Below are 19,569 nucleotides of genomic sequence, written 5' to 3'. Positions count from 1 at the left end.
CATGTTGATGTCGAACACCCGTCGCCTCGCCAAACTGCATTACATGGCCAACGGGTTTCGTGTGCTGGCCAATGGCGACCATGTGCTGTGCGCCCGTTCCGGTGCGGTGATCCCGCTGGATGAACTGCGCTACTGGAGCGTGGAGCGGCAGGAGCCGTACGCCAGCGCCGAACTGTCGACGGAAGCCCTGTCGCACTGATGCCGGGCCGCAATGGCTGGCGCGCGGCTGCTGCCTGGATGATGCTGCCCGCCATGCTGACCGGAACCGCCGTGGCGCAGGATCGGGCAGTCGGCCGGGCCGATGGTTTCGTGCTGGATGGCCGGATCGTGCAGGGCGGCATCGTGCGTGGACAGGCACCGCGCGGCACCGTGTCGCTGATGCTGGGCGACGTGCCGGTCCCCGTCGCTGCCGATGGCCGGTTCCTGATCGCGTTTGACCGCGACGCGCCGGTTCAGCTGTCACTGACCGCCACGCTGACCGATGGCCGCCGGATGACCCAATCGCTCGTCATCGACCGGCGCGAATGGCGGATCGAGCGGCTGAACAGCCTGCCGCGGTTCAGCCAGCCCAGCGCCGAGTTTCAGGCGCGGCGGTCGGGCGAACTGGCGCGGATCGAGGCGGCGCGGAATATCGGGTCGGACAGTCAGGGCTGGCGGCAATCCTTTGTCTGGCCAGTGACCGGGCGGATATCCGGGCTGTTTGGTGCACAGCGCATCTATCGCGGCGAACCGGGGGCCTATCATGGCGGCGTCGATGTGGCGCGGCCGACCGGTACGCCGATTGTCGCGCCCGCCGACGGCGTCGTCATCCTGGCGGCGGATGCGCCCTTTACGCTGGAGGGCAATCTGTTGATGCTGGACCACGGCATGGGGTTGAACAGTGCGTTCCTGCACCTGTCGCGCATCGATGTCCGGTCGGGGCAGCGCGTGCGGCAGGGACAGGTGATCGGGGCGATCGGGACGACCGGGCGGTCGACCGGGCCGCACCTGCACTGGGGCATGAAATGGGGCGATGCGCGGATCGATCCGTTGCTGGTTGCCGGGCCGATGCCGGCAGGCGCGACCGGAACCGACGCGTCGATCGTTCATTAACGAATGACACCAAGCGAACAGGAGCGACAGGCGATGAACAGGGCGATTTTTGCAATGGCGGCAGGCGCGATGGCGCTGTCCGCCTGTACCACGACGAGCCAGACGGCATCGGCACCGACGGCCCCGGCCGCCCCCGCCGGCGCGCAAGTCCTGAGCGCCAGCCTGCGCACGGGCACCAATGCGCCGGTCGGCACGGTGACGGCGACGGCTGCAACCGATGGCGTGGTGATGACGATCGAGGCGATGAACATGCCGCAGGGCACGCACGGCGTGCACGTCCACACGGTCGGCAAGTGCGACGCCCCCGATTTCACCACCGCGGGTGGCCACTGGAATCCGGCCGGGCGTCAGCACGGGCTGGACAATCCCGCCGGTTCCCATGCCGGCGATCTGCCCAACCTGCTGATCGGTGCGGATGGCAAGGGCACGCTGAATTACACCGTGCGCGGCGCGACACTGGCCGCAATGATGGATGCCGACGGATCGGCATTCGTCGTTCATGCCGGGCCGGATGACATGAAGACCGATCCGTCCGGCAACAGCGGCGGCCGGATTGCGTGCGGCGTGTTTGCAGAGGGGTAATGCCCCTTTCCTGAACGATCGTCGCGGCCTTGCGACAATTGCGGACAAGATTGCCCTGTCGCTGACACATGGTGGCGACAGGGCAGGGCCAGATTGCCTCTCGACCACAAGGTCGCATGAGGAGACAAGCCATGAAGAAACTGATCCTGATCGCCGCTGGCCTTGGTATCGCCACGGCAGCCCTGCCTGCCGCAGCGCAGGCTCAGTCCTATCGCCCGCACGCCCAGGCAGTCCGCTATGACGCCAATGGGTGGCAGAGCATCAACCAGCGTCAGGCAAATCTGTACGCCCGCATCAACACCGCGCAGCGTCGCGGCGCGATCAGCGCCCGCGAAGCGAACAGCCTGCGCGCTCAGTTCGGCCAGCTGGCCCGGCTGGAGGCACAGTATCGCCGCAGCGGGCGCGGCCTGACCATTGCGGAACGGCGCGATCTTGACCGTCGCTTCGACGGGCTTTCGCAGCGCATCCGGTATGAGCGGCTTGATCGCGACGGCCGCCGGGGCTGATCCCCGTCGCCCAGGCGCAGCACAGGCAGGGGCGGTCCGGTTCGGGCCGCCCTTAGTCTGTTTATGGCGCCGGGGGTCCGTCCGACTGGCGACGCACCAGCAGATGGTCCAGCTCCACCCGCTCCCCCTCATCCGCCACACCGCCGCCGACCCGCTGCATGATCATGTCGAACGCCCGCTGGGTCAGCGCCTCGTTCGGTTGGCGAATCGTCGTCAGTGCCGGCCAGATGGTGGAGGCGAGCGGCGTATCATCGAATCCGCAAACGGACAGGTCCGCCGGCACATCCAGGCCCATGCGATGCGCCACCGCCATGGCCGCCGCCGCCATGTCGTCGTTGCTGGCGAAAATGGCGGTTGGCGGTTCCGCCAGCGACAGAAGTGCCTCTGCAGCGGCAAGGCCGGATTGATAGGTATAAAGGCCCTGTGCGATCCGGTGCGGATCGACGGCAATCCCGGCGGCCGCGAGCGCATCGCGATACCCGTCCAGCCGGCATTGCGACGATGCATGGTTCGGCCGGCCGGTGATGATTCCGATCCGGCGATGGCCCAAACCCAGCAGATGGGCCGTCATCGCCCGCGCCGCAGCGCGATCGTCGATGCCGACGCTGGCCAGGCCGCTTTCAGCATGGATCGACCCGGTCGCAATGACCGCCAGTCCTTCCTGTCGCAGACCCGCGATCAGGGTGCGGTCATTGCCCATCGGCGGGGCAAGGATCACGCCGCGGATGCCATCCTGTCGCAGTTCGGCGATCGTGTCGGCCTGTCCGCCCTCCGGCACCTCATGCAGCACCATGCTCGCATGGGCGCGGGTCGCCGCCTGCAACAGATGCACCAGGTAATTGCCCAGCGATCCCGCATTGGGAAAACGGTGGAGCAGAGCGATCCGGGCGGGGACGGCATTGGACAGGGCGCGGGCCGCCTCGTTCGGCGAAAAGCGCAGATCCCGGATCGCCTTTTCGACCAGTTCGCGGGTCTGCGGACGCACTGCGCGATCGCCGTTGATGACGCGCGATACGGTCATGTGCGAGACACCGGCATGGCGGGCGACATCCCGCATGGTTGCCGTACGACCCGTCGCCACGGACTGATCGCCGTTGCTCATCGTTCCTCCCCATCCGGTCGCATGCGCGGACTCGTTCAATACGCGGCGGCTCCGCCGGTGCAAAAGATTGTTCCCGTGAACATTACAGAATTGACACGGGCTGCAAAATGATATTCTTCTTATGTTACCGCGAACATCCCGGCATAAGATTGGGGAAGATCGCAGGGACAGGGAGAGGACCATGACACGCACTTCGTTTGCGCTGCGCCGGGGCGCCGCACTTTCCGCAATCCTGATGGCCGGCTGTGCCTGGCCCGCACTGGCTCAGGATGCTGCATCACCGGCAGACCAGTCGGCCCAGAGCCAGCCCGCGACACCCGAAGTCGATCCGGCCGCGCCGGCTGAGGCAGGCGAGGACATCCTGGTGACCGGTTTCCGCCAGTCGCTGCAGAGCCAGGTGCGGGCCAAGCGCGAGGCGGTCGGCTTTACCGACAGCATCTTTGCCGAGGATATCGGCAAGTTCCCGGACACCAACATCGCCGAATCGGTGAACCGCATCCCCGGCGTGACAATCACGCGCGAAGTGACGGGCGAGGGCGCCAATGTCGCCATTCGCGGCCTTGGCACCAATTTCACCCGCGTCCTGCTGAACGGCGCGCCGGTCGCCGTCGCATCGGTCCGCTTCGATGCGCAAAGCACGAACCGCGAGGTCGATCTCGACCTGCTGCCCACCGAATTGTTCACCCAGCTGACGGTCAGCAAATCGCCCACGGCCAGCCAGGTCGAGGGCGGGGCCGCGGGCACCGTCAACCTGCGTTCCGCGCGCCCGTTCGACAATCCGGGTTTCCATTTCAACTATGGCATCCAGGCCAGCCAGGTCAGCACGACCGATGACTGGGGCTATCGCGGCTATGCCCTGGCCAGTGCGACCTTCGGCAATTTCGGAGTGCTGATCGGCGGCACGATCGTGCGCAACAAGTTTCAGGTGAACGGGTACGAGACGATCGGATTCACCAATCCCAATCTGACCGCGGCGCAAAATCCGGCGACGAACCGCAATTCCACGGGCGGCGGCAATTTCACCATTCCGGCGACGGTGCCGGTCAATGCCGGAAACGGCCTGACGCCGGGTGCCGTGATCGATCAGGCGTTCCTGCTGGCGAACAATCCCGGCGCGTCGATCACCCAGATCGACAATGGCATCATCCCGCGGCTCAGCCGTCCGCGCACGGAAATCGGCGACCGCAACCGCGAAAACGCGATCGCGTCGATCGAATGGCGGCCAAGCGACAGCCTGCGCTTCTATGTCGACGGCATGTATGGCTATCGCACGAACAATTTCGAGCGGACGGCAATGAACTGGGTCGGTCGCAACGGCGCGGCCATCCCGCTCAATACCACCTATGACCGCGAGGATTGCACGGCGGGCTGCGTCGTCACCAGCGGCACCTATGCCAACGCGCAATTCTTCCTCGAATATCGGCCGTACAAGGACTGGGTCGATTTCTATGGCGTGAACCCCGGCATGGAGTTCACCGTCAACGACTGGATCAGCGGCGATCTTCAGGCGAATTACACCAAGTCCAATTTCCGCCGCGAAAGCCCGACCGTGCTGGTCATCACGCCCCCCAGCAGCGGCGTGACGGTGGACTATGACAACACGTCCGGCGGCATTCCGATCGTCAGCACCAATGTCGACCTCAACAATCCCGCCAATTTCGGCTGGGCGGGCGGCGGCCGCGTCAACCTGAATGGCGAGGAACGCCGGACCGAGACAAAGGGCGTTCGCGGCAGCCTGTTGTTCGGCGATGCCAGCCGGTTCAGCGCCCGTGTCGGCGCGGCCTATGACGAAACCAGCCGCCGCATCACGCCGTTCGACAACACCGGTCCGTGGCAGAACCTGATCTGCGGTAACGGGCCGAGCATCAATCTGCCCGCGCCGAACACGTCCACGACGCCCTGCACGGGTCTTAATCAGCCGGGCAGCGCGACACCGGCGGGATTTCCGGCATTTCCCGGCTATGGCACCAACTTCACGGCGGGCCAGCCGGCGATCACCTATGCCGGATCGCGGGTGCCGACGGCGGCCGTGCCCGGCTATCTGCGGCCCGGCACGAACGGCTTCATCACCGTCGACTGGGACCGGTTCCGCGCGGACACCGATTACGACACGCTGCTTGCCGCGGCCGGCGAAACCGGCACGGGCAGCAGCGGCGCGAATGGCGGCCTGATCGACGAACGGGTGACGGGCACCTTTGCCGAGCTGAACGGCATTTTCGATATCGGCGAAAACCGCCTGCGGCTGAACGGCGGCCTGCGCTATGTCCGCACCGAACAGATTGTGGGCGGCCGGATCAGCGTGCCCGATCCGCGCAACACGCTGCCGGGCGGTGCGCAGATTGCCGATGGCGGCCGGTATCCCAACACGATCAACTTTGCCCGGACGCGGACGGTCTATTCGAACTTCCTGCCCTCGCTGAGCGCGGCGTTCGAGGTGGGCAGCGATCTTGTCCTGCGCGCATCGGTATCACGCACCATGACCCGGCCCGATCCCAATTCGCTGCTGCCGGGCGCCAGCTTTGTCCAGCCATCGGCCGATATCGGCACGGTCGGCAACAACGAGCTGGATCCGTTCATCTCGAACAACATCGATCTGGGCGCGGAATACTATACCGGCGGCGAAGGCGTGATCGCGGTGGCGGCGTTCCGCAAGTCGATCACCGGCTTTACCGTCAACGGCCTGACCAACCGGCCCTTCTCGTTCCTCGAACAGTTCGGCATCAACATCGAATCGCTGACCCAGGCGCAGCGGGACGCGCTCGCCGCCCGCGCCACGCCGGGCCAGGCACTGCGCGACGTGCCGATCGTCATCCAGCAGCAGGTCAATTCCGACGGCAAGCTGATTGTCAACGGCCTGGAGTTCCAGCTGACCCAGCCGCTGGATTTCCTGACCGACTGGGCAGGGATCAACGGCTTTGGCTTTCAGGGCAACCTGACCATCATCGATCAGAAGGGCACGGGCACGGGTGCGCCCGCGGTTGCGCTGGGCGTTGCGCCGATGACCTATGTGCTGACCGGATATTATGAAGGCGGCGGCCTGGATGCCCGGCTGACCTATACCTTCAACGAAGGGTCGCAGGGTTCGGGCCTCAATCAGAACGGCATTCCTGCCGCCGCGATCTTTGGCCGCGATTACGGTCAGCTCGATTTTTCGGGCAACCTCGATCTCGGCACCGTGTTCGGCGCCAGCTATCTGCCGACCCTGACGCTCAACGTGATCAACATCACCAAGGAAGCGCAGAGCACCTACTTCCAGTTCGAGAACGCGACCTTCAACGAATATAATCCGGGTCGCACCGTGCTGGTCGGCATTCGCGGGCGCTTCTGACGTGCCGGCGCGAATGAACAGCTTCCCGAATTAACCTCCCCCTCGATGGGCAGATCGCTTGCGGTCTGCCCATTTTTGTTTCCGTTTCGACGGATCAGACCGTCTGCAAAGGTTCGGAGGAAATGGTGCCGAAAACGATCATCCGCCACTGGACGGCACTCCTGCTGATGATGCTGGCGATGGTGGTGACGTGCGGCCCGGCAACTGCGCGGGACCGCGTGCTGATCGACACCGGATGGCGCTTTGCGAAGGGCGAGCCAGCCGGCAGTGACGCGGGACTGGACTATGATGTCCGGCCCGAAGTTACCCAGAGCGCCGATGGCAAGGTTGCCGATGCGCGGCCCGACGCGGCAGTGGCCGTCGATGCCCGCAACGCCCGCATCCTGAAACCCTGGATCCTGCCCAGCGCCAATGCCCTGATCCGCGATCCGGCCCGCCGCCATGTGCGCCCTACCGGCGATCCGGGCAGCGACCATCCCTATGTGCAGGCCGGGTACGACGACAGCCAATGGCAATCCGTCACGCTGCCGCACGACTGGGCGATCACCGGCCCGTTCCTGGAAACCGGCCCCTATGGCGGGATGGGGCGCCTGCCGAGCTGGGGCATCGGCTGGTATCGCCGCGTCCTTGACATACCGGCCAGCGACCGGGGCAAGTCCATCTTCCTCGATATCGACGGGGCGATGTCCTATTCGACGGTGTGGCTGAACGGTCGGCTCGTCGGCGGCTGGCCCTATGGCTATAACAGCTATCGGCTGGACCTGACCCCCTTTGTCCGGTTTGGCGAGGCGAACCAGCTTGCCATCCGTCTCGACAATCCGCCGGAAAGTGCCCGCTGGTATCCGGGCGGCGGCCTGTATCGCAACGTCTGGCTGACCAAGACCGACCCCGTCCATGTCGCACACTGGGGCGCGGTCGTCACGACGCCGGAAGTGTCGGCCGAGCGCGCTACGGTGAAGCTGGACGTGACGATCGACAATGATGGCGCAGGGCTGGCGGATGCAGAGGTTGCGACGACGCTCTATGCGCTGGACGGTCAGGGACGGCGTACCGGCAAGCCGGTGGCCAGCATCGCGCGTGCGCCCGTCCGCGTCGCTGCCGATGGTCAGGCGACCGCCAGCGGGTCTGCCGTGATCGAAAAGCCGCGCCTGTGGGGGCCGCCGCCGACCCAGGTGCCGAACCGCTATGTCGCAGTGACGCGCGTGATGCAGGGCGGGCGTGTGGTGGACGAGGTGGAAACCCGCTTCGGCATCCGAACGATCCGCTTCGATCCCGATCGCGGCATCATCGTCAATGGCGAGCATATCCGGTTTCAGGGGGTGAACAATCACCACGACCTTGGCGCGCTGGGCGCGGCGTTCAACACGCGCGCGGCCGAACGTCAGCTGGAATTGCTGCGCGACATGGGCGTCAACGCCGTCCGCATGAGCCATAATCCGCCTGCGCCGGAACTGCTTGAGCTGACCGACCGGATGGGTTTTCTGGTCATCGACGAGGTGTTCGACAGCTGGGAGCGGAAAAAGACACCGCTCGATTTCCACCTGATCTTTCCCGACTGGCACGAGCCGGACCTGCGCGCAATGCTGCGCCGCGACCGCAATCATCCCAGCATCGTCCTGTGGAGCGTCGGCAACGAGGTGGGCGAGCAATATACGGGCGAGGAAGGGGCGGCGATCGGCCGCAAGCTGGTGCAGATCGTGCGCGAGGAGGACCTGACCCGCCCGACGACCAGCGCGATGAACTTTGCCAAGGCGGACATGCCGCTGCCCGGCGTCGTCGATGTGCTGAACATCAATTATCAGGGGCATGGCATCCGTACGCTGCCCAGCCAGTATCCGGCGTTCCGCGCGCGCTTTCCCGACAAGGCGATCCTGCATTCGGAAAGCGCATCGGCCCTGTCCAGCCGCGGCGAGTATCTGTTCCCCGTGCCCGGCGCCATCAGCGCCAGCGTGCGGCCGGGGGCGGGCGGCGATCCGGTGACCCAGCAGGTCAGCGCATATGAGCTGTTCGCATCCGATTTCGGATCATCGGCAGACCGCGTCTGGGCGCTGGACGATCAGCATCCGTGGAATGCGGGCGAGTTCGTGTGGACGGGCTTCGACTATCTGGGCGAGCCGACCCCCTATTATGGGGCGCGCAGTTCCTATTCCGGCATCCTCGACCTCGCCGGTTTCCCCAAGGACCGCTATTGGCTCTATCTGTCGCGGTGGAAGCCCGACCTGAAATTCGCACATATCCTGCCGCATTGGAGCTGGCCAGGGCGCGAGGGGCAGGTGACGCCGGTCCATGTCTTTTCCAGCGCGGACGAGGCGGAGCTGTTCGTCAACGGCAAGTCGCAGGGGCGGCTTAAGCGTGCGCCTTTCGCCTATCGCTTTCGCTGGGATTTCGTGACCTATGAGCCGGGCGAAATCCGCGTGGAAACATGGAAGGACGGCAAGACTTGGGCCAGCGCCACGCGGCGGACTACCGGCGAACCCGCGCGGCTTTCGGCAGAGGCGGACCGCACGCGGATTGCGGGGGATGGCAAGGATCTGTCATTCATCACCGTCCGGGTGCTGGACAAGGACGGTCAGGTCGCGCCCCGCGCCATGACCCCGCTGCGCGTCACGGTAACCGGACCGGGCGAGCTGGTTGCCACCGACAATGGCGATCCGACCAGTTTCGTGCCGTTCCAGTCGGCGGAGCGCCGCGCCTTTAACGGCATGGCGCTGGCGATCGTCCGGGCACGACCGGGCGCCCGGGGCACGATCACGGTGCGGGTCGAGGGCGACGGGGTTCAGCCGGCCAGCGTCGGCATCGTCACCGGCAACGCCCGGCAATGACGGGCGGCCGGATGATCTCCGGCCCGTCCATGCCTTTGTTCAGGCGGATTCGCGCTGCCGCGTGGTGACCGTGTCGGTATCGGCGTCGTCGGGCATCAGGCGCCAGCCATTCGGGCCAAGCGCCTCGATCGGGCGATAGCGTGCCTTGTACGCCATCCGTGCCGATCCCTTCACCCAATAGCCGAGATAGACATAGGGCAGGCCCACCGTCCGCGCGCGCAGGATGTGGTCGAGGATGATGTACGTGCCCATGCCCGGCCGGCTGTCGTCATCGGCGATGAAGAAGCTGTAGATCATCGACAGGCCATCCGCCTGCTGATCAGTGATGCACGCGCCGACCAGCCGGCCCGGCGTGCCGCCGACCGACGGTTCGCGATATTCGATCACATAGCTGTTGACCGGGCTTTGCTCGACCATGTCGGCATAGTCATGCTCGTCCATCTGGCTCATCCCCCCAACCGGGTGGCGGGCGGACAGATAGCGGCGGAGCAGGGCGTATTGCTCCTCCGTCGCCCATGGACGGCACGCCGTCACCTCCAGATCGTCATGCCGACGCAGCAGCTTGCGCTGGCTGGCATTGGGCTGGAACTCGCGGGCGCGCACGCGGACGGAGACACAGGCCTGGCAGTTCGGGCAGGACGGACGATAGGCAACGGACTGGCTGCGGCGAAAGCCGATCTGTCCCAGCGCGTCGTTCAGTTCGGCCGCGTTCTCGCCATTCAGTTCGGTAAAGACCTTTCGCTCCTGCCGACCCGGCAAATAGGGGCAGGGGCTGGGGCTGGTGACGAAAAATCGGGGGAACCGGAAGGGGGCGCTCACCGAGAATACTCTCCAACCAGGCCGCACCGCGCGGCGAGAACTGGACTATGCAGGCTCGATTCGATGATGAAAAGCGGCTTTACCACGAAAAGCGGTTAACGCCGCCGCATTGCCTGTGGATAAGCGGAACGGGGCCGCAGCGGTCCGGGACGCTCATATGCCATGATAGGGCAGCCGGCCCGTGCTGGCGACGGGGCGCGGATTCGGTTTGCCGCGCGACCGATTCCACTCGTCGTTTCGGGGGGCGCCGGCTCAGGCCAGCTCGACCTGGCTCACCTCATAGCTGGCATCGCGCAGCGCCTGGATCAGCCGGTCGAGATGCGCCCGGTCGCGGGTTTCGCATTCGATATCGGTGATCAGCCCCTTGGCCGGCAGGGTGGTGAACACGCGCTGGTGATACACCTCGATGATGTTCACGCCCTGATCGTGAAAGATCTTGGCGACATGATAGAGCGCGCCGGGCCGGTCCTGAAGCCGGATGCGCAGGCGAGCGAGGCGGCCCGAACGCGCCAGATCGCGCAGCAGGACATTGGCCAGCAGCCGGGTGTCGATATTGCCGCCGCACAGCACGATGCCCACGGTCCTGCCGGCAAAGCGTTCGGGATGTGCCAGCAGCGCGGCAAGGCCAGCGGCGCCCGCGCCCTCGACCACCGTCTTTTCGATCTGGACGAGCAGGCTGACCGCCTCTTCCAGATGCCGTTCGCCGACCAGCACGATGTCGTTGACCAGCGCCTCGACGATCTGGCGCGTGTGACCGCCGGGTTGCTTGACCGCGATCCCCTCCGCCAGCGTATCGCCCTCGCACGCCAGGGTGGTGCCGTTGCGGGCATTGTACATGGACGGGAACAGTTCGGCCTGAACGCCGACCACATCGATCGGGCGGCCCGTCGCATGGGCAACCGTTGCCACGCCGGAAATCAGGCCGCCGCCGCCGATCGGCACGACCAGCGTGTCGATATCCGGCGCATCGGCCAGCATTTCCAGCGCAACGGTTCCCTGGCCAGCGATGATGCGCGGATCGTCGAACGGGTGGACGAATGTGAAGCCGCGTTCCGCCTCCAGCTTGCGGGCATGGGCATAGGCGGCGTCGAACGTCTCACCCTCCAGCACCACATTGGCGCCATGCCCCTCTGTCTGCGTGATCTTGATCGTCGGCGTGGGCTTGGGCATCACGATCGTGACGGGCACGCCCAGACGGGCGCCGTGATAGGCCAGGCCCTGGGCATGATTGCCGGCCGATGCCGCGATCACGCCCTTTGCCCGCGCCGCATCGTCCAGTTGCAGCAGCGTGTTGAGCGCGCCGCGTTCCTTGTACGCGGCGGTGAACTGAAGATTTTCGAACTTCAGATAGACGGTGGCGCCGGTCAGTTGCGACAGGGTGTGGCTGATCAGGGTGGGGGTGCGGACGATGGATCCGGTTACCCGATCATGCGCGGCGCGCACATCGTCGATGCTGACGGGAAGGGGGGTGTCGCTCTTAGCCTGGGTCGCCACGTCTGGTCCGGTCCTTGATCCGTTCGGGGCGCAGGGTCGAAGGGCGCGCGCACTTTCCCGGCGGAAAGGGACATGGCTTCGACCAGCACAGCCTGAACGGGCATTTCTGCTTGTCCAATCTGGCCCCTAGACCATCTGGCGCGGGCGGGGAACAGGGCTTATGCCCGTCGTCCATGAACATGACGCTTCGCATCGCCGCACTGGCGGCCGCCGCCCTGATCCCCGCAACCCCCGCGCTGGCCGATGCGCTGGTCGATAATGTTCAGGGCGTGGCGCTGGACGAACAGGGGCGCACGGTGCGCTTTACCGGCATCCTGATCGACAAGCAGGGCAAGGTCGTCCGACTGCTGAAGGATGGCGAGAAGCGGCCGGAGCGGCCGGACTGGCGAGCGGATATGAAGGGGGGCATCGCGATCCCCGGCATGATCGATGCGCATGGCCATGTCATGGACCTGGGCTTTCGCGCGCTTCAGCTTGACCTGTTCGACACCCGCTCGCTGGACGAGGCGCTGGAAAAGTTGCGCGTCTATGCCGCGGCCAATCCCAATGCCCGCTGGATCATCGGCGGGGGATGGAACCAGGAACGCTGGGGCCTGGGCCGCTTTCCGACGGCGGCCGAACTGGACGCGGTGGTCGGCGACCGGCCGGTCTGGCTGGGCCGTACCGATGGCCATGCCGGATGGGCGAACAGCGCTGCGATGCGCGAGGCGGGCGTGACCGCCGCCACCAAGAGCCCGGCCGGCGGTCGCATCGAAAAGGGCGCGGGCGGCCGGCCGTCTGGCGTGTTCGTCGACGCCGCCATGGCGCTGATCCAGGACAAGGTGCCGCAGCCGACCCCGCGCGAGCGGGCGCAGGCTTTCCTGAAGGCGCAGGACGCGCTGCTGTCGATGGGCGTCACCGCGACCGCCGACATGGGCACGACGACCGACGACTGGCTGACCTATCGCCAGATGGGCGACACCGGCAATCTGCGGGTGCGCATCATGTCCTATGCCGCCAATATCGGCCCGGCGCTGGCCGTTGGCGGGGCGGGGCCGACGCCATGGCTGTATGACGACAAGCTGCGCATGGGCGGGATCAAGCTGTATACCGATGGCGCGCTGGGCAGCCGGGGCGCGTGGCTGAAGGCGGATTATGCCGACAAGCCGGGCGAGCGCGGCCTGGGATTCCTGACCGATGCGCAGCTCAAGAACCTGATGACGCGCGGGGCGATGGACGGGTTTCAGATCGCCGTTCACGCCATTGGCGACCGCGCGAACCAGCAGGTGCTGGATGCCATCGACGAACTGTCCGAGACCTATGGCGGCGACCGGCGCTGGCGCATCGAGCACGCGCAGGTGATCGAGATGAAGGATCTGCCCCGGATCACGCAGCACACGACCATCGCGTCGATGCAGCCGGTGCATCAGACCAGCGACCGGGAAATGGCCGAGGCGCGGCTTGGCCCGGCGCGGCTGGACGGGGCCTATGCGTGGAACACCATCCTGAAGGCGGGCGGGCGCATGGCGTTCGGGTCCGATTATCCGGTGGAAAACCCCAATCCGTTCGTCGGATGGGCGGCGGCGTTCACGCGGCAGGACCCGGCGGGTCAGCCCGCAGGCGGCTGGCGCGTGCAGGATGCGGTGACGCGGGAACAGGCGTGGCGGTTTTTCACCACCGATGCCGCCTATGCCGGCTTTGCCGAAGAGCGGTTCGGCACGCTGGCCCCCGGCAAGCGGGCCGATTTCCTGATCGTCGACCGCGATCCCACCCAGGCGGCGCCAGAGGCGCTGCGCGAGACGCAGGTGCTGGAAACTTGGGTCGGCGGGCAGCAGGTCTGGCGGCGCCAGTAACGGTTCAGGCGACCAGGCGGTAAAGCCCCGCGCCATGGGCGGGCAGGGTGCGGGCAAACCGCCCCTGCACCCCGGCCGTCCGTTGCCCCGACCACAGATCATGGACCGCAGACACGCGGTTCAGCCCCAAGTCGGTGACCGGAACCGCAACCTCCAGCGGCTTGGCTGTCAGGTTGAACAGCGCGACATAGCGGTCGCCCGGCGCTGCATCGGGAATGGCGGACCAGATGCGCGTCCCGTCCGCGATGAAATGCGGCCGGTTGCCATTGCTCGCCTGATTGACGGCAAGGACCGCGCGGTTGGTCAGCAGCGCCAGCGTTGGCGGGTCCAGATGGCGCAGGTCCCCGCCCATGATCAGCGGCGACCGGGCGATCGACCACAATGTCATCACCATCCGCTGTTCGTCGGGGGTAAAGCGCGTATTCCGCTCGCCCAGGGCCAGCCGCCCCAGCGGCAGCATGTCCGCATCGGGCCAGCCGCCCCGCCCGATATAGGGCGACCAGTTTTCCAGCCGCGTGAACTGCGCCTCCAGCAGCGGCCATTCGTCCCAGAAATCGTCGGATATCCGCCACATCTGTGCATGACGGCCGACATGATCGGCGCGCGGCACCGGCGTTTCGCCGGGCGACAGGCTGAGCAGGATCGGCCGGCCGGTGCGTGCGATGGCGCGATGCGCCGCCTCAATCTCGGCCGCATGGGCGTCATAGGGGCGGCTCATATCGTCCATCTTGACGAAATCGACGCCCCATTCAGCGAACAGCGCAAAGACGCTGTCATAATAGGCCTGCGCCCCCGGGCGGCGCATATCGACGCCGAACATGTCGGGGTTCCACGGACAGATGCTCGTCCGGTCGGCAATATCCTGCGCGCGATAGCGGGTGCCCAGGATCGGCAGGTTCCGTTCAACCGCCAGCCGGGGGATGCCGCGCATCAGATGGACGCCGAATTTCAGGCCAAGCGCATGGACCTTGTCCGCGATGGGCCGGAACCCCGCACCGTTCGCGCTGGATGGAAAGCGGTTCGGCGCGGGCAACAGGCGGCCATGATCGTCCATCGCGGGCTTTGGCGCGCGGTTATAGGTATAGCTTCGCGCTTCCGGCTCGTACCACTGAATGTCGATGGCAAAGATGTCATAGCCAAACGGGAGCAGCCGGTCCGCCATGATCCGGGCGGTTTCCAGCGACTGCGCCTCGTCGATTGTGGTGGCAAAGCTGTTCCAGCTGTTCCAGCCCATGGGCGGGCGCGGCGCGAGTGCGGGTGCGCCGGCAGCGGATCGGGCCATGGCGGGCAGGCTGGCGGCGGCTGCTGTGCCGATGGCCGCCCCGGCCAGTACCGACCGCCGGCTGACGGATCCTGCATCAGTCATGTGCCCGACACCCCCCCCATTTTCGTGTTCCAGTTATGCTGGCCGGGCCGAGTGTCGGGCAATTGTCTGATCATTTCAAGCGACAGCAGCGCGGGGCGGGCGGACAGGGAAAGGCCCGCGGTTCCCCCCGAAACCGCGGGCCTCGACACGCCCCTCACTCAAAACGAATATCGTGCAGCGCCGTTCAGGCGACGGCAGCGACAGGTTCCCCCGCGTCCGCATCGGAATCGCGCAGCACATAACCGCGGCCCCAGACGGTCTCGATGTAATTCTCGCCCTCGCACGCCATGCTCAGCTTCTTGCGCAGCTTGCAGATGAACACGTCGATGATCTTCAATTCGGGTTCGTCCATGCCGCCATACAGGTGGTTCAGGAACATTTCCTTGGTCAGCGTCGTGCCCTTGCGGAGCGAAAGCAGCTCCAGCATCGCATATTCCTTGCCGGTCAGGTGAACGCGGGCGCCATCGACCTCGACGGTCTTGGCATCCAGGTTCACGGCCAGCTTGCCCGTGCGGATGACCGACTGGGAATGACCCTTTGACCGGCGGACGACAGCGTGGATGCGGGCGACCAGTTCGTCGCGGTGAAACGGCTTGGTCACATAATCGTCGGCGCCAAAGCCGAACGAGCGGACCTTGCTGTCCATTTCATTGATGCCGGACAGGATCAGCACCGGCGTCTGCACCCGCGCCACCCGCAGCTTCTTCAGCACGTCATAGCCGTGCATGTCGGGCAGGTTCAGGTCGAGCAGGATGATGTCGTAATCATACAGCTTGCCAAGATCGAGGCCTTCTTCACCCAGATCGGTCGTGTAGACATTGAAACCCTCGGTCGTGAGCATCAGCTCAATCGCCTTGGCCGTGGTCGGTTCGTCCTCGATCAACAATACCCGCATCGCCAATCCCCTGTTTCGGCGCGATCGCCCCTGATAGGCCGACGCATCAGCAGCGATTCATTAACCTAAGCATCACTGAACGCAAAAGGTTAATTTCTTCCTAACCGGCCTGAATCCGCGAGTCGTGATGGTTAAAGCGGTTAAGCGAGCGTGAAGGTCGATGGGTCAGGCCGCCGCACAGCTCGATCGAAGCCGGTCGGCCAGGTGGGTCAGCAGCGCCTCGACCCGCGCCGGACGAAGCGCGCTGGGCGGGGTAAGCAGGTGCAGCGCAACGCTGGCGCTGTGCCATTCGGTCAGCACCGCCTCCAGCCGCCCGTCGGCCAGATCCTTGCCGACGATGAAATCGGGCAGGCGGGCAACGCCAAGCCCGGCCCGAAGCGCGGGCAGCATCGCCTCGCCATTATTGGCCCGCAGCGGCCCTTGCGGGCGGACAGCCGCCTCCTCGCCATCCGGCCCGCGGAAATGCCAGAGCTGAGCGACATTGGTATAGGCGATGCAGGGGAACCGGCCCAGATCGGCCGGATGCTTCGGCCGGCCGATCCGATCGAACAGCGCCGGTGCGCCGACGATGTAGACCGCCACCGGGGCGACGCGGCGCGCGCGCAGCGAGGAATCGGGCAGGTCGGCGATGCGGACTGCAATGTCGATCCCCTCCGCCACGATGTCGATCTTGGCATCCGACAGCGTAAGGTCGATTTCCACTCCGGGGTTCAGCGCCAGAAATTCGGCAATCGCTGCGGACACGTGGTGCACGCCGAACGTCATCGGTGCCGCCACGCGGATCAGGCCGGTGGGGGCGCTGGCCTGATCGCGCGCTGCTTCCTCGGCGGCCTCTGCCTCGGCCAGGATCGCGGCCGCCCGTTCCGACAGCGGCTTGGCGCTTTCGGTCAGCGTCAGCTTGCGCGACGTGCGGTGGAACAGGGTCGTGCCCAGCCGCTGTTCCAGCCGGGCTATCGCCTTGGACACCGTCGCCTTGGACACGCCCAGGCTGTCAGCCGCGCCGCTGAAGGAACGCAGTTCAACGACGCGGGCAAAGATCGCCCAGGCTTCGAAATCGGGCAGGTTCACTGCGAAGGCATAACATTGCTATTGCGTGGAAACAATCCGTTTCATTCGTTTCCATTTACGTCTGCGCCCTGACGCTTATCTCCCAAGGCAACAAGGAGACACGTGATGGTCGACAGACGCGAATTCGAAAGCCTGGGCCATGCCGATCATGGCTGGCTGAAGGCACGGCATCATTTTTCGTTCGCCAGCTATTATGATCCCGCCCGCATGGGCTGGGGCTCGATCCGGGTGTGGAATGACGACGAAATCGCCCCGAACAGCGGCTTTCCGCCCCATCCGCATCAGGACATGGAGATCATCACCTATGTCCGGTCCGGCGCGATCACGCATCAGGACAGCATGGGGAACAAGGGCCGTACCGAGGCGGGCGACGTTCAGGTGATGAGCGCCGGTTCCGGCGTGCGGCACGCCGAATACAACCTTGAGCCGGAAACCACGCGCATCTTCCAGATCTGGATCAGCCCGCGCGAACAGGGCGGCTCGCCCAGCTGGGGCGCAAAGCCGTTTCCCAAGGGCGAGCGTTCCGGCCGGCTGGTCACGCTGGCCAGCGGTTTTGCCGATGATGGCGACGCGCTGCCCATCCGCGCCGATGCGCGGGTGATGGGTGCGACGCTGAAGGCGGGCGAAAGCCTGACCCACAGCATCGGCGATGGCCGTCATGCCTATCTGGTCCCCGCAACCGGCGCGATCGAGATTGACGGCGTGCCGTTCAAGGCCCGCGACGGTGCCGCGCTGAAGGGCGGGGCGACCGTGACGATTACGGCGATCGAGGACGCGGAAATCGTCCTGGTCGACGCTGACTGATCCCAATTCAAACACAGGAGATACGCCATGGCCAAGGTTCTGGTCCTTTATTATTCGTCCTATGGTCACCTCGAACAGATGGCCGATGCGGTTGCCGAGGGCGCGCGCAGCGCCGGTGCCACCGTCGATGTGAAGCGCGTGCCCGAAACCGCGCCGGAGGCGGTCGTCGCCGCTGCCGGGTTCAAGACGGACAGCGCGCATCCAGTGATCGGCAATGTCGAGGAACTGGCCGATTACGACGCCATTATCCTCGGCGCGCCGACCCGGTTCGGTCGCCTGCCAAGCCAGATGGCGGCGTTCCTGGATCAGGCCGGCGGCCTGTGGTTCCGCGGCGCGCTTAACGGCAAGGTCGGTGCCGTGTTCACCAGCACGGCCAGCCAGCATGGCGGTCAGGAAGTCACGCTGTTCAGCATGATCACCAACCTGCTGCATTTCGGCATGACCATTGTCGGGCTGGACTATGGGTTCCAGGGGCAGATGGGCGTCGATGAGGTCAAGGGCGGATCGCCCTATGGCGCGACGACCATTGCCGATGGCGATGGCAGCCGGATGCCCAGCGCGGTCGAACTGGACGGCGCCCGGTATCAGGGCCGCCGCGTCGCCGAAACGGCGGCCAAGCTGTTCGGATAACCGAACCGGATCATCCACCCGCTGCGCCGCCCCCCCTCCCTCCCCCCGAAGCGGCGCCGGGTGGATGTCAGGGACCGCGAACCCAATTCCCCCCCGGGGGTTCGCGGTCCCGCCCTTTCCCTATTCGCCAAAGCCGCTATGGCTGCGGTCATGCTTTCCGATCGCGTCCTGTTCATCGATGGCGAAGCCGTCGTCATCGACAAGCCTTCGGGCCTGCCGGTCGACCGGCCACGCGACCGGTCCGCCAGTGTCGAGGACATGCTGGATCAGCTGACCTTCGGGTTTCAGCGTCTGCCCCAGCCGGTGCATCGGCTGGACCGCGATACGTCCGGCTGCCTGTTGCTGGCCCGCAATCCCAAGGCCATGAAGCGGTTCGGCCAGACGTTCGAGGCGGGCCGGGTTCAGAAACGGTATCTCGCCGTGATCGACGGTATTCCGGCGGACAGTTCCGGCACCATCGACCTTGCGCTGTCAAAGGTCAGCAGCCGCGAAGAGGGCTGGCGGATGCGCGGCGACCCAAAGGGGAAGCCCGCGCGGACCAACTGGAAACGGCTGGCGACCGAAAATGGCCGGGCGCTCATCGGCTTTTATCCCGAAAATGGCCGCACGCATCAGATCCGCGTCCATGCGGCAGAGGGGCTGGGGATGCCGGTGGCGGGCGATCCGGTTTACGGCACCGTGCTGACCGGCATCCCGATGCTGCTCCACGCCGCCGGACTGATCGTCCCGCGCGAGGGCAAACCAAAGATCGAGGCGTTTTCGCCATTGCCCGAACGGTTCATGGCGCTGGGCTTTGCCGATCCCTTTGCGCAGCCGGATGGCTGACCTTGCCTCCCCCTTCGACCATGCGATCGTCGAGGAAAAGTTCCTGGCGGCGACGGGGCCGGGTGGTCAGAATGTGAACAAGGTGGCGACCGCGGTGCAGCTGCGCGTCGATGCCTATCGCCTGGGCCTGCCGCCATGGGCATGGGCGCGGTTCAAGGAACTGGCCGGATCGAAACTGACCAGCGGCGGCGAGCTGGTGCTGGTCGCCCGCAAGTTCCGCACGCAGGAGGCCAATCGCCAGGATGCGCGCGAACGGCTGGCCGATCTGGTCCGCAAGGCGCATGAGCGGCAGGCCAAGCGGATCAAGACCAAGCCCAGCAAATCGGCCAAGGCCAAACGCGTCGACGAAAAAAAGGGCCGTTCCGCGGTCAAGGCCGGACGGGCAAAGGTCCGGCCCGACTGAC

At 65.8% G+C, this 19,569-nt stretch carries 17 protein-coding genes; 11 read left to right on the top strand and 6 right to left on the bottom strand.

Annotated elements, in window-relative coordinates; translation table 11 throughout:
- Position 1: 1 nt before the first annotated feature.
- The 4 genes from NYR55_RS04900 (at position 2) to NYR55_RS04885 (ending at position 2,180) form a co-directional block, all read left to right on the top strand.
- Entirely contained in the window at positions 2-199 is a 198-nt protein-coding gene (locus tag NYR55_RS04900; RefSeq protein ID WP_260020097.1) for a DUF2093 domain-containing protein, read from the top strand.
- A 53-nt stretch (positions 200-252) separates the two neighbouring features.
- Complete coding sequence (locus NYR55_RS04895; RefSeq protein WP_260021560.1) at positions 253-1,092, top strand: M23 family metallopeptidase; 840 nt, start codon at positions 253-255, stop codon at positions 1,090-1,092.
- A gap of 33 nt (positions 1,093-1,125) precedes the next feature.
- Positions 1,126-1,674 carry a superoxide dismutase family protein gene (locus NYR55_RS04890; RefSeq protein WP_260020096.1) on the top strand — a complete coding sequence of 183 codons (549 nt, stop codon included), beginning with the start codon at positions 1,126-1,128 and terminating at the stop codon, positions 1,672-1,674.
- Positions 1,675-1,805: 131 nt separating this feature from the next.
- Positions 1,806-2,180, top strand: coding sequence for a hypothetical protein (locus NYR55_RS04885; RefSeq protein WP_260020095.1), 375 nt, complete (start codon positions 1,806-1,808; stop codon positions 2,178-2,180).
- A 61-nt stretch (positions 2,181-2,241) separates the two neighbouring features.
- Here the strand turns inward: NYR55_RS04885 and NYR55_RS04880 are convergent, their stop codons facing one another.
- The gene (locus NYR55_RS04880) at positions 2,242-3,282 is read right to left on the bottom strand and encodes a LacI family DNA-binding transcriptional regulator (RefSeq protein WP_260020094.1); all 1,041 of its coding nucleotides are present in this window, start codon (positions 3,280-3,282) and stop codon (positions 2,242-2,244) included.
- Between the two features lie 181 nt (positions 3,283-3,463).
- On the opposite strand from NYR55_RS04880, the gene NYR55_RS04875 reads away from it, so the two are divergent.
- Complete coding sequence (locus NYR55_RS04875; protein WP_260020093.1) at positions 3,464-6,610, top strand: TonB-dependent receptor; 3,147 nt, start codon at positions 3,464-3,466, stop codon at positions 6,608-6,610.
- Positions 6,611-6,735: 125 nt separating this feature from the next.
- Positions 6,736-9,432, top strand: coding sequence for a beta-galactosidase GalB (gene galB, locus NYR55_RS04870; protein ID WP_260020092.1), 2,697 nt, complete (start codon positions 6,736-6,738; stop codon positions 9,430-9,432).
- A gap of 39 nt (positions 9,433-9,471) precedes the next feature.
- Here the strand turns inward: galB and NYR55_RS04865 are convergent, their stop codons facing one another.
- Positions 9,472-10,251, bottom strand: coding sequence for an arginyltransferase (locus NYR55_RS04865; RefSeq protein WP_260020091.1), 780 nt, complete (start codon positions 10,249-10,251; stop codon positions 9,472-9,474).
- Positions 10,252-10,503: 252 nt separating this feature from the next.
- Positions 10,504-11,745 (bottom strand): threonine ammonia-lyase, encoded by a 1,242-nt coding sequence (locus tag NYR55_RS04860; RefSeq protein ID WP_260020090.1) that lies wholly within the window; start codon positions 11,743-11,745, stop codon positions 10,504-10,506.
- 179 nt (positions 11,746-11,924) lie between these two features.
- Between NYR55_RS04860 and NYR55_RS04855 the strand changes: the two genes are divergently transcribed.
- Complete coding sequence (locus NYR55_RS04855) at positions 11,925-13,577, top strand: amidohydrolase family protein (RefSeq protein ID WP_260021559.1); 1,653 nt, start codon at positions 11,925-11,927, stop codon at positions 13,575-13,577.
- A 4-nt stretch (positions 13,578-13,581) separates the two neighbouring features.
- On the opposite strand, the gene NYR55_RS04850 is transcribed toward NYR55_RS04855, so the two are convergent.
- The 3 genes from NYR55_RS04850 to NYR55_RS04840 all read right to left on the bottom strand — a co-directional run bounded on the left by NYR55_RS04850 (position 13,582) and on the right by NYR55_RS04840 (position 16,906).
- Positions 13,582-14,943 carry a glycoside hydrolase family 27 protein gene (locus NYR55_RS04850; protein ID WP_260020089.1) on the bottom strand — a complete coding sequence of 454 codons (1,362 nt, stop codon included), beginning with the start codon at positions 14,941-14,943 and terminating at the stop codon, positions 13,582-13,584.
- Between the two features lie 184 nt (positions 14,944-15,127).
- Positions 15,128-15,838, bottom strand: a complete 711-nt coding sequence (locus NYR55_RS04845; protein ID WP_260020088.1) for a response regulator transcription factor CtrA — start codon at positions 15,836-15,838, stop codon at positions 15,128-15,130.
- A gap of 165 nt (positions 15,839-16,003) precedes the next feature.
- Positions 16,004-16,906 (bottom strand): LysR family transcriptional regulator, encoded by a 903-nt coding sequence (locus NYR55_RS04840; RefSeq protein ID WP_260020087.1) that lies wholly within the window; start codon positions 16,904-16,906, stop codon positions 16,004-16,006.
- A 105-nt stretch (positions 16,907-17,011) separates the two neighbouring features.
- Here NYR55_RS04840 and NYR55_RS04835 point away from each other — a divergent pair, with 105 nt between their 5' ends.
- The 4 genes from NYR55_RS04835 to arfB all read left to right on the top strand — a co-directional run bounded on the left by NYR55_RS04835 (position 17,012) and on the right by arfB (position 19,568).
- Complete coding sequence (locus tag NYR55_RS04835) at positions 17,012-17,710, top strand: pirin family protein (RefSeq protein WP_260020086.1); 699 nt, start codon at positions 17,012-17,014, stop codon at positions 17,708-17,710.
- A 27-nt stretch (positions 17,711-17,737) separates the two neighbouring features.
- The gene (gene wrbA, locus NYR55_RS04830) at positions 17,738-18,340 is read left to right on the top strand and encodes an NAD(P)H:quinone oxidoreductase (RefSeq protein ID WP_260020085.1); all 603 of its coding nucleotides are present in this window, start codon (positions 17,738-17,740) and stop codon (positions 18,338-18,340) included.
- A gap of 150 nt (positions 18,341-18,490) precedes the next feature.
- Complete coding sequence (locus NYR55_RS04825; RefSeq protein WP_260020084.1) at positions 18,491-19,165, top strand: RNA pseudouridine synthase; 675 nt, start codon at positions 18,491-18,493, stop codon at positions 19,163-19,165.
- Positions 19,158-19,568, top strand: a complete 411-nt coding sequence (arfB, locus tag NYR55_RS04820) for an alternative ribosome rescue aminoacyl-tRNA hydrolase ArfB (protein ID WP_260020083.1) — start codon at positions 19,158-19,160, stop codon at positions 19,566-19,568. Before NYR55_RS04825 ends, arfB begins: the two co-directional genes overlap by 8 nt.
- Position 19,569: the final 1 nt, after the last annotated feature.

Source organism: Sphingomonas sp. BGYR3, from assembly GCF_025153455.1.
GTDB lineage: Bacteria > Pseudomonadota > Alphaproteobacteria > Sphingomonadales > Sphingomonadaceae > Sphingomonas.
This window is presented reverse-complemented; position numbering and strand designations above follow the sequence as displayed.

What these genes read in the sequence shown, in the direction of transcription:
- NYR55_RS04845 (WP_260020088.1), bottom strand. Translation starts at nt 15,838, where the DNA reads ATGCGGGTATTGTTGATCGAGGACGAACCGACCACGGCCAAGGCGATT.
- NYR55_RS04855 (WP_260021559.1), top strand. Translation starts at nt 11,925, where the DNA reads ATGACGCTTCGCATCGCCGCACTGGCGGCCGCCGCCCTGATCCCCGCA.
- NYR55_RS04825 (WP_260020084.1), top strand. Translation starts at nt 18,491, where the DNA reads ATGCTTTCCGATCGCGTCCTGTTCATCGATGGCGAAGCCGTCGTCATC.
- arfB (WP_260020083.1), top strand. Translation starts at nt 19,158, where the DNA reads ATGGCTGACCTTGCCTCCCCCTTCGACCATGCGATCGTCGAGGAAAAG.
- NYR55_RS04885 (WP_260020095.1), top strand. Translation starts at nt 1,806, where the DNA reads ATGAAGAAACTGATCCTGATCGCCGCTGGCCTTGGTATCGCCACGGCA.
- NYR55_RS04900 (WP_260020097.1), top strand. Translation starts at nt 2, where the DNA reads ATGTTGATGTCGAACACCCGTCGCCTCGCCAAACTGCATTACATGGCC.
- NYR55_RS04890 (WP_260020096.1), top strand. Translation starts at nt 1,126, where the DNA reads ATGAACAGGGCGATTTTTGCAATGGCGGCAGGCGCGATGGCGCTGTCC.
- NYR55_RS04875 (WP_260020093.1), top strand. Translation starts at nt 3,464, where the DNA reads ATGACACGCACTTCGTTTGCGCTGCGCCGGGGCGCCGCACTTTCCGCA.
- NYR55_RS04850 (WP_260020089.1), bottom strand. Translation starts at nt 14,943, where the DNA reads ATGACTGATGCAGGATCCGTCAGCCGGCGGTCGGTACTGGCCGGGGCG.
- NYR55_RS04835 (WP_260020086.1), top strand. Translation starts at nt 17,012, where the DNA reads ATGGTCGACAGACGCGAATTCGAAAGCCTGGGCCATGCCGATCATGGC.
- NYR55_RS04895 (WP_260021560.1), top strand. Translation starts at nt 253, where the DNA reads ATGCTGACCGGAACCGCCGTGGCGCAGGATCGGGCAGTCGGCCGGGCC.
- wrbA (WP_260020085.1), top strand. Translation starts at nt 17,738, where the DNA reads ATGGCCAAGGTTCTGGTCCTTTATTATTCGTCCTATGGTCACCTCGAA.
- NYR55_RS04880 (WP_260020094.1), bottom strand. Translation starts at nt 3,282, where the DNA reads ATGAGCAACGGCGATCAGTCCGTGGCGACGGGTCGTACGGCAACCATG.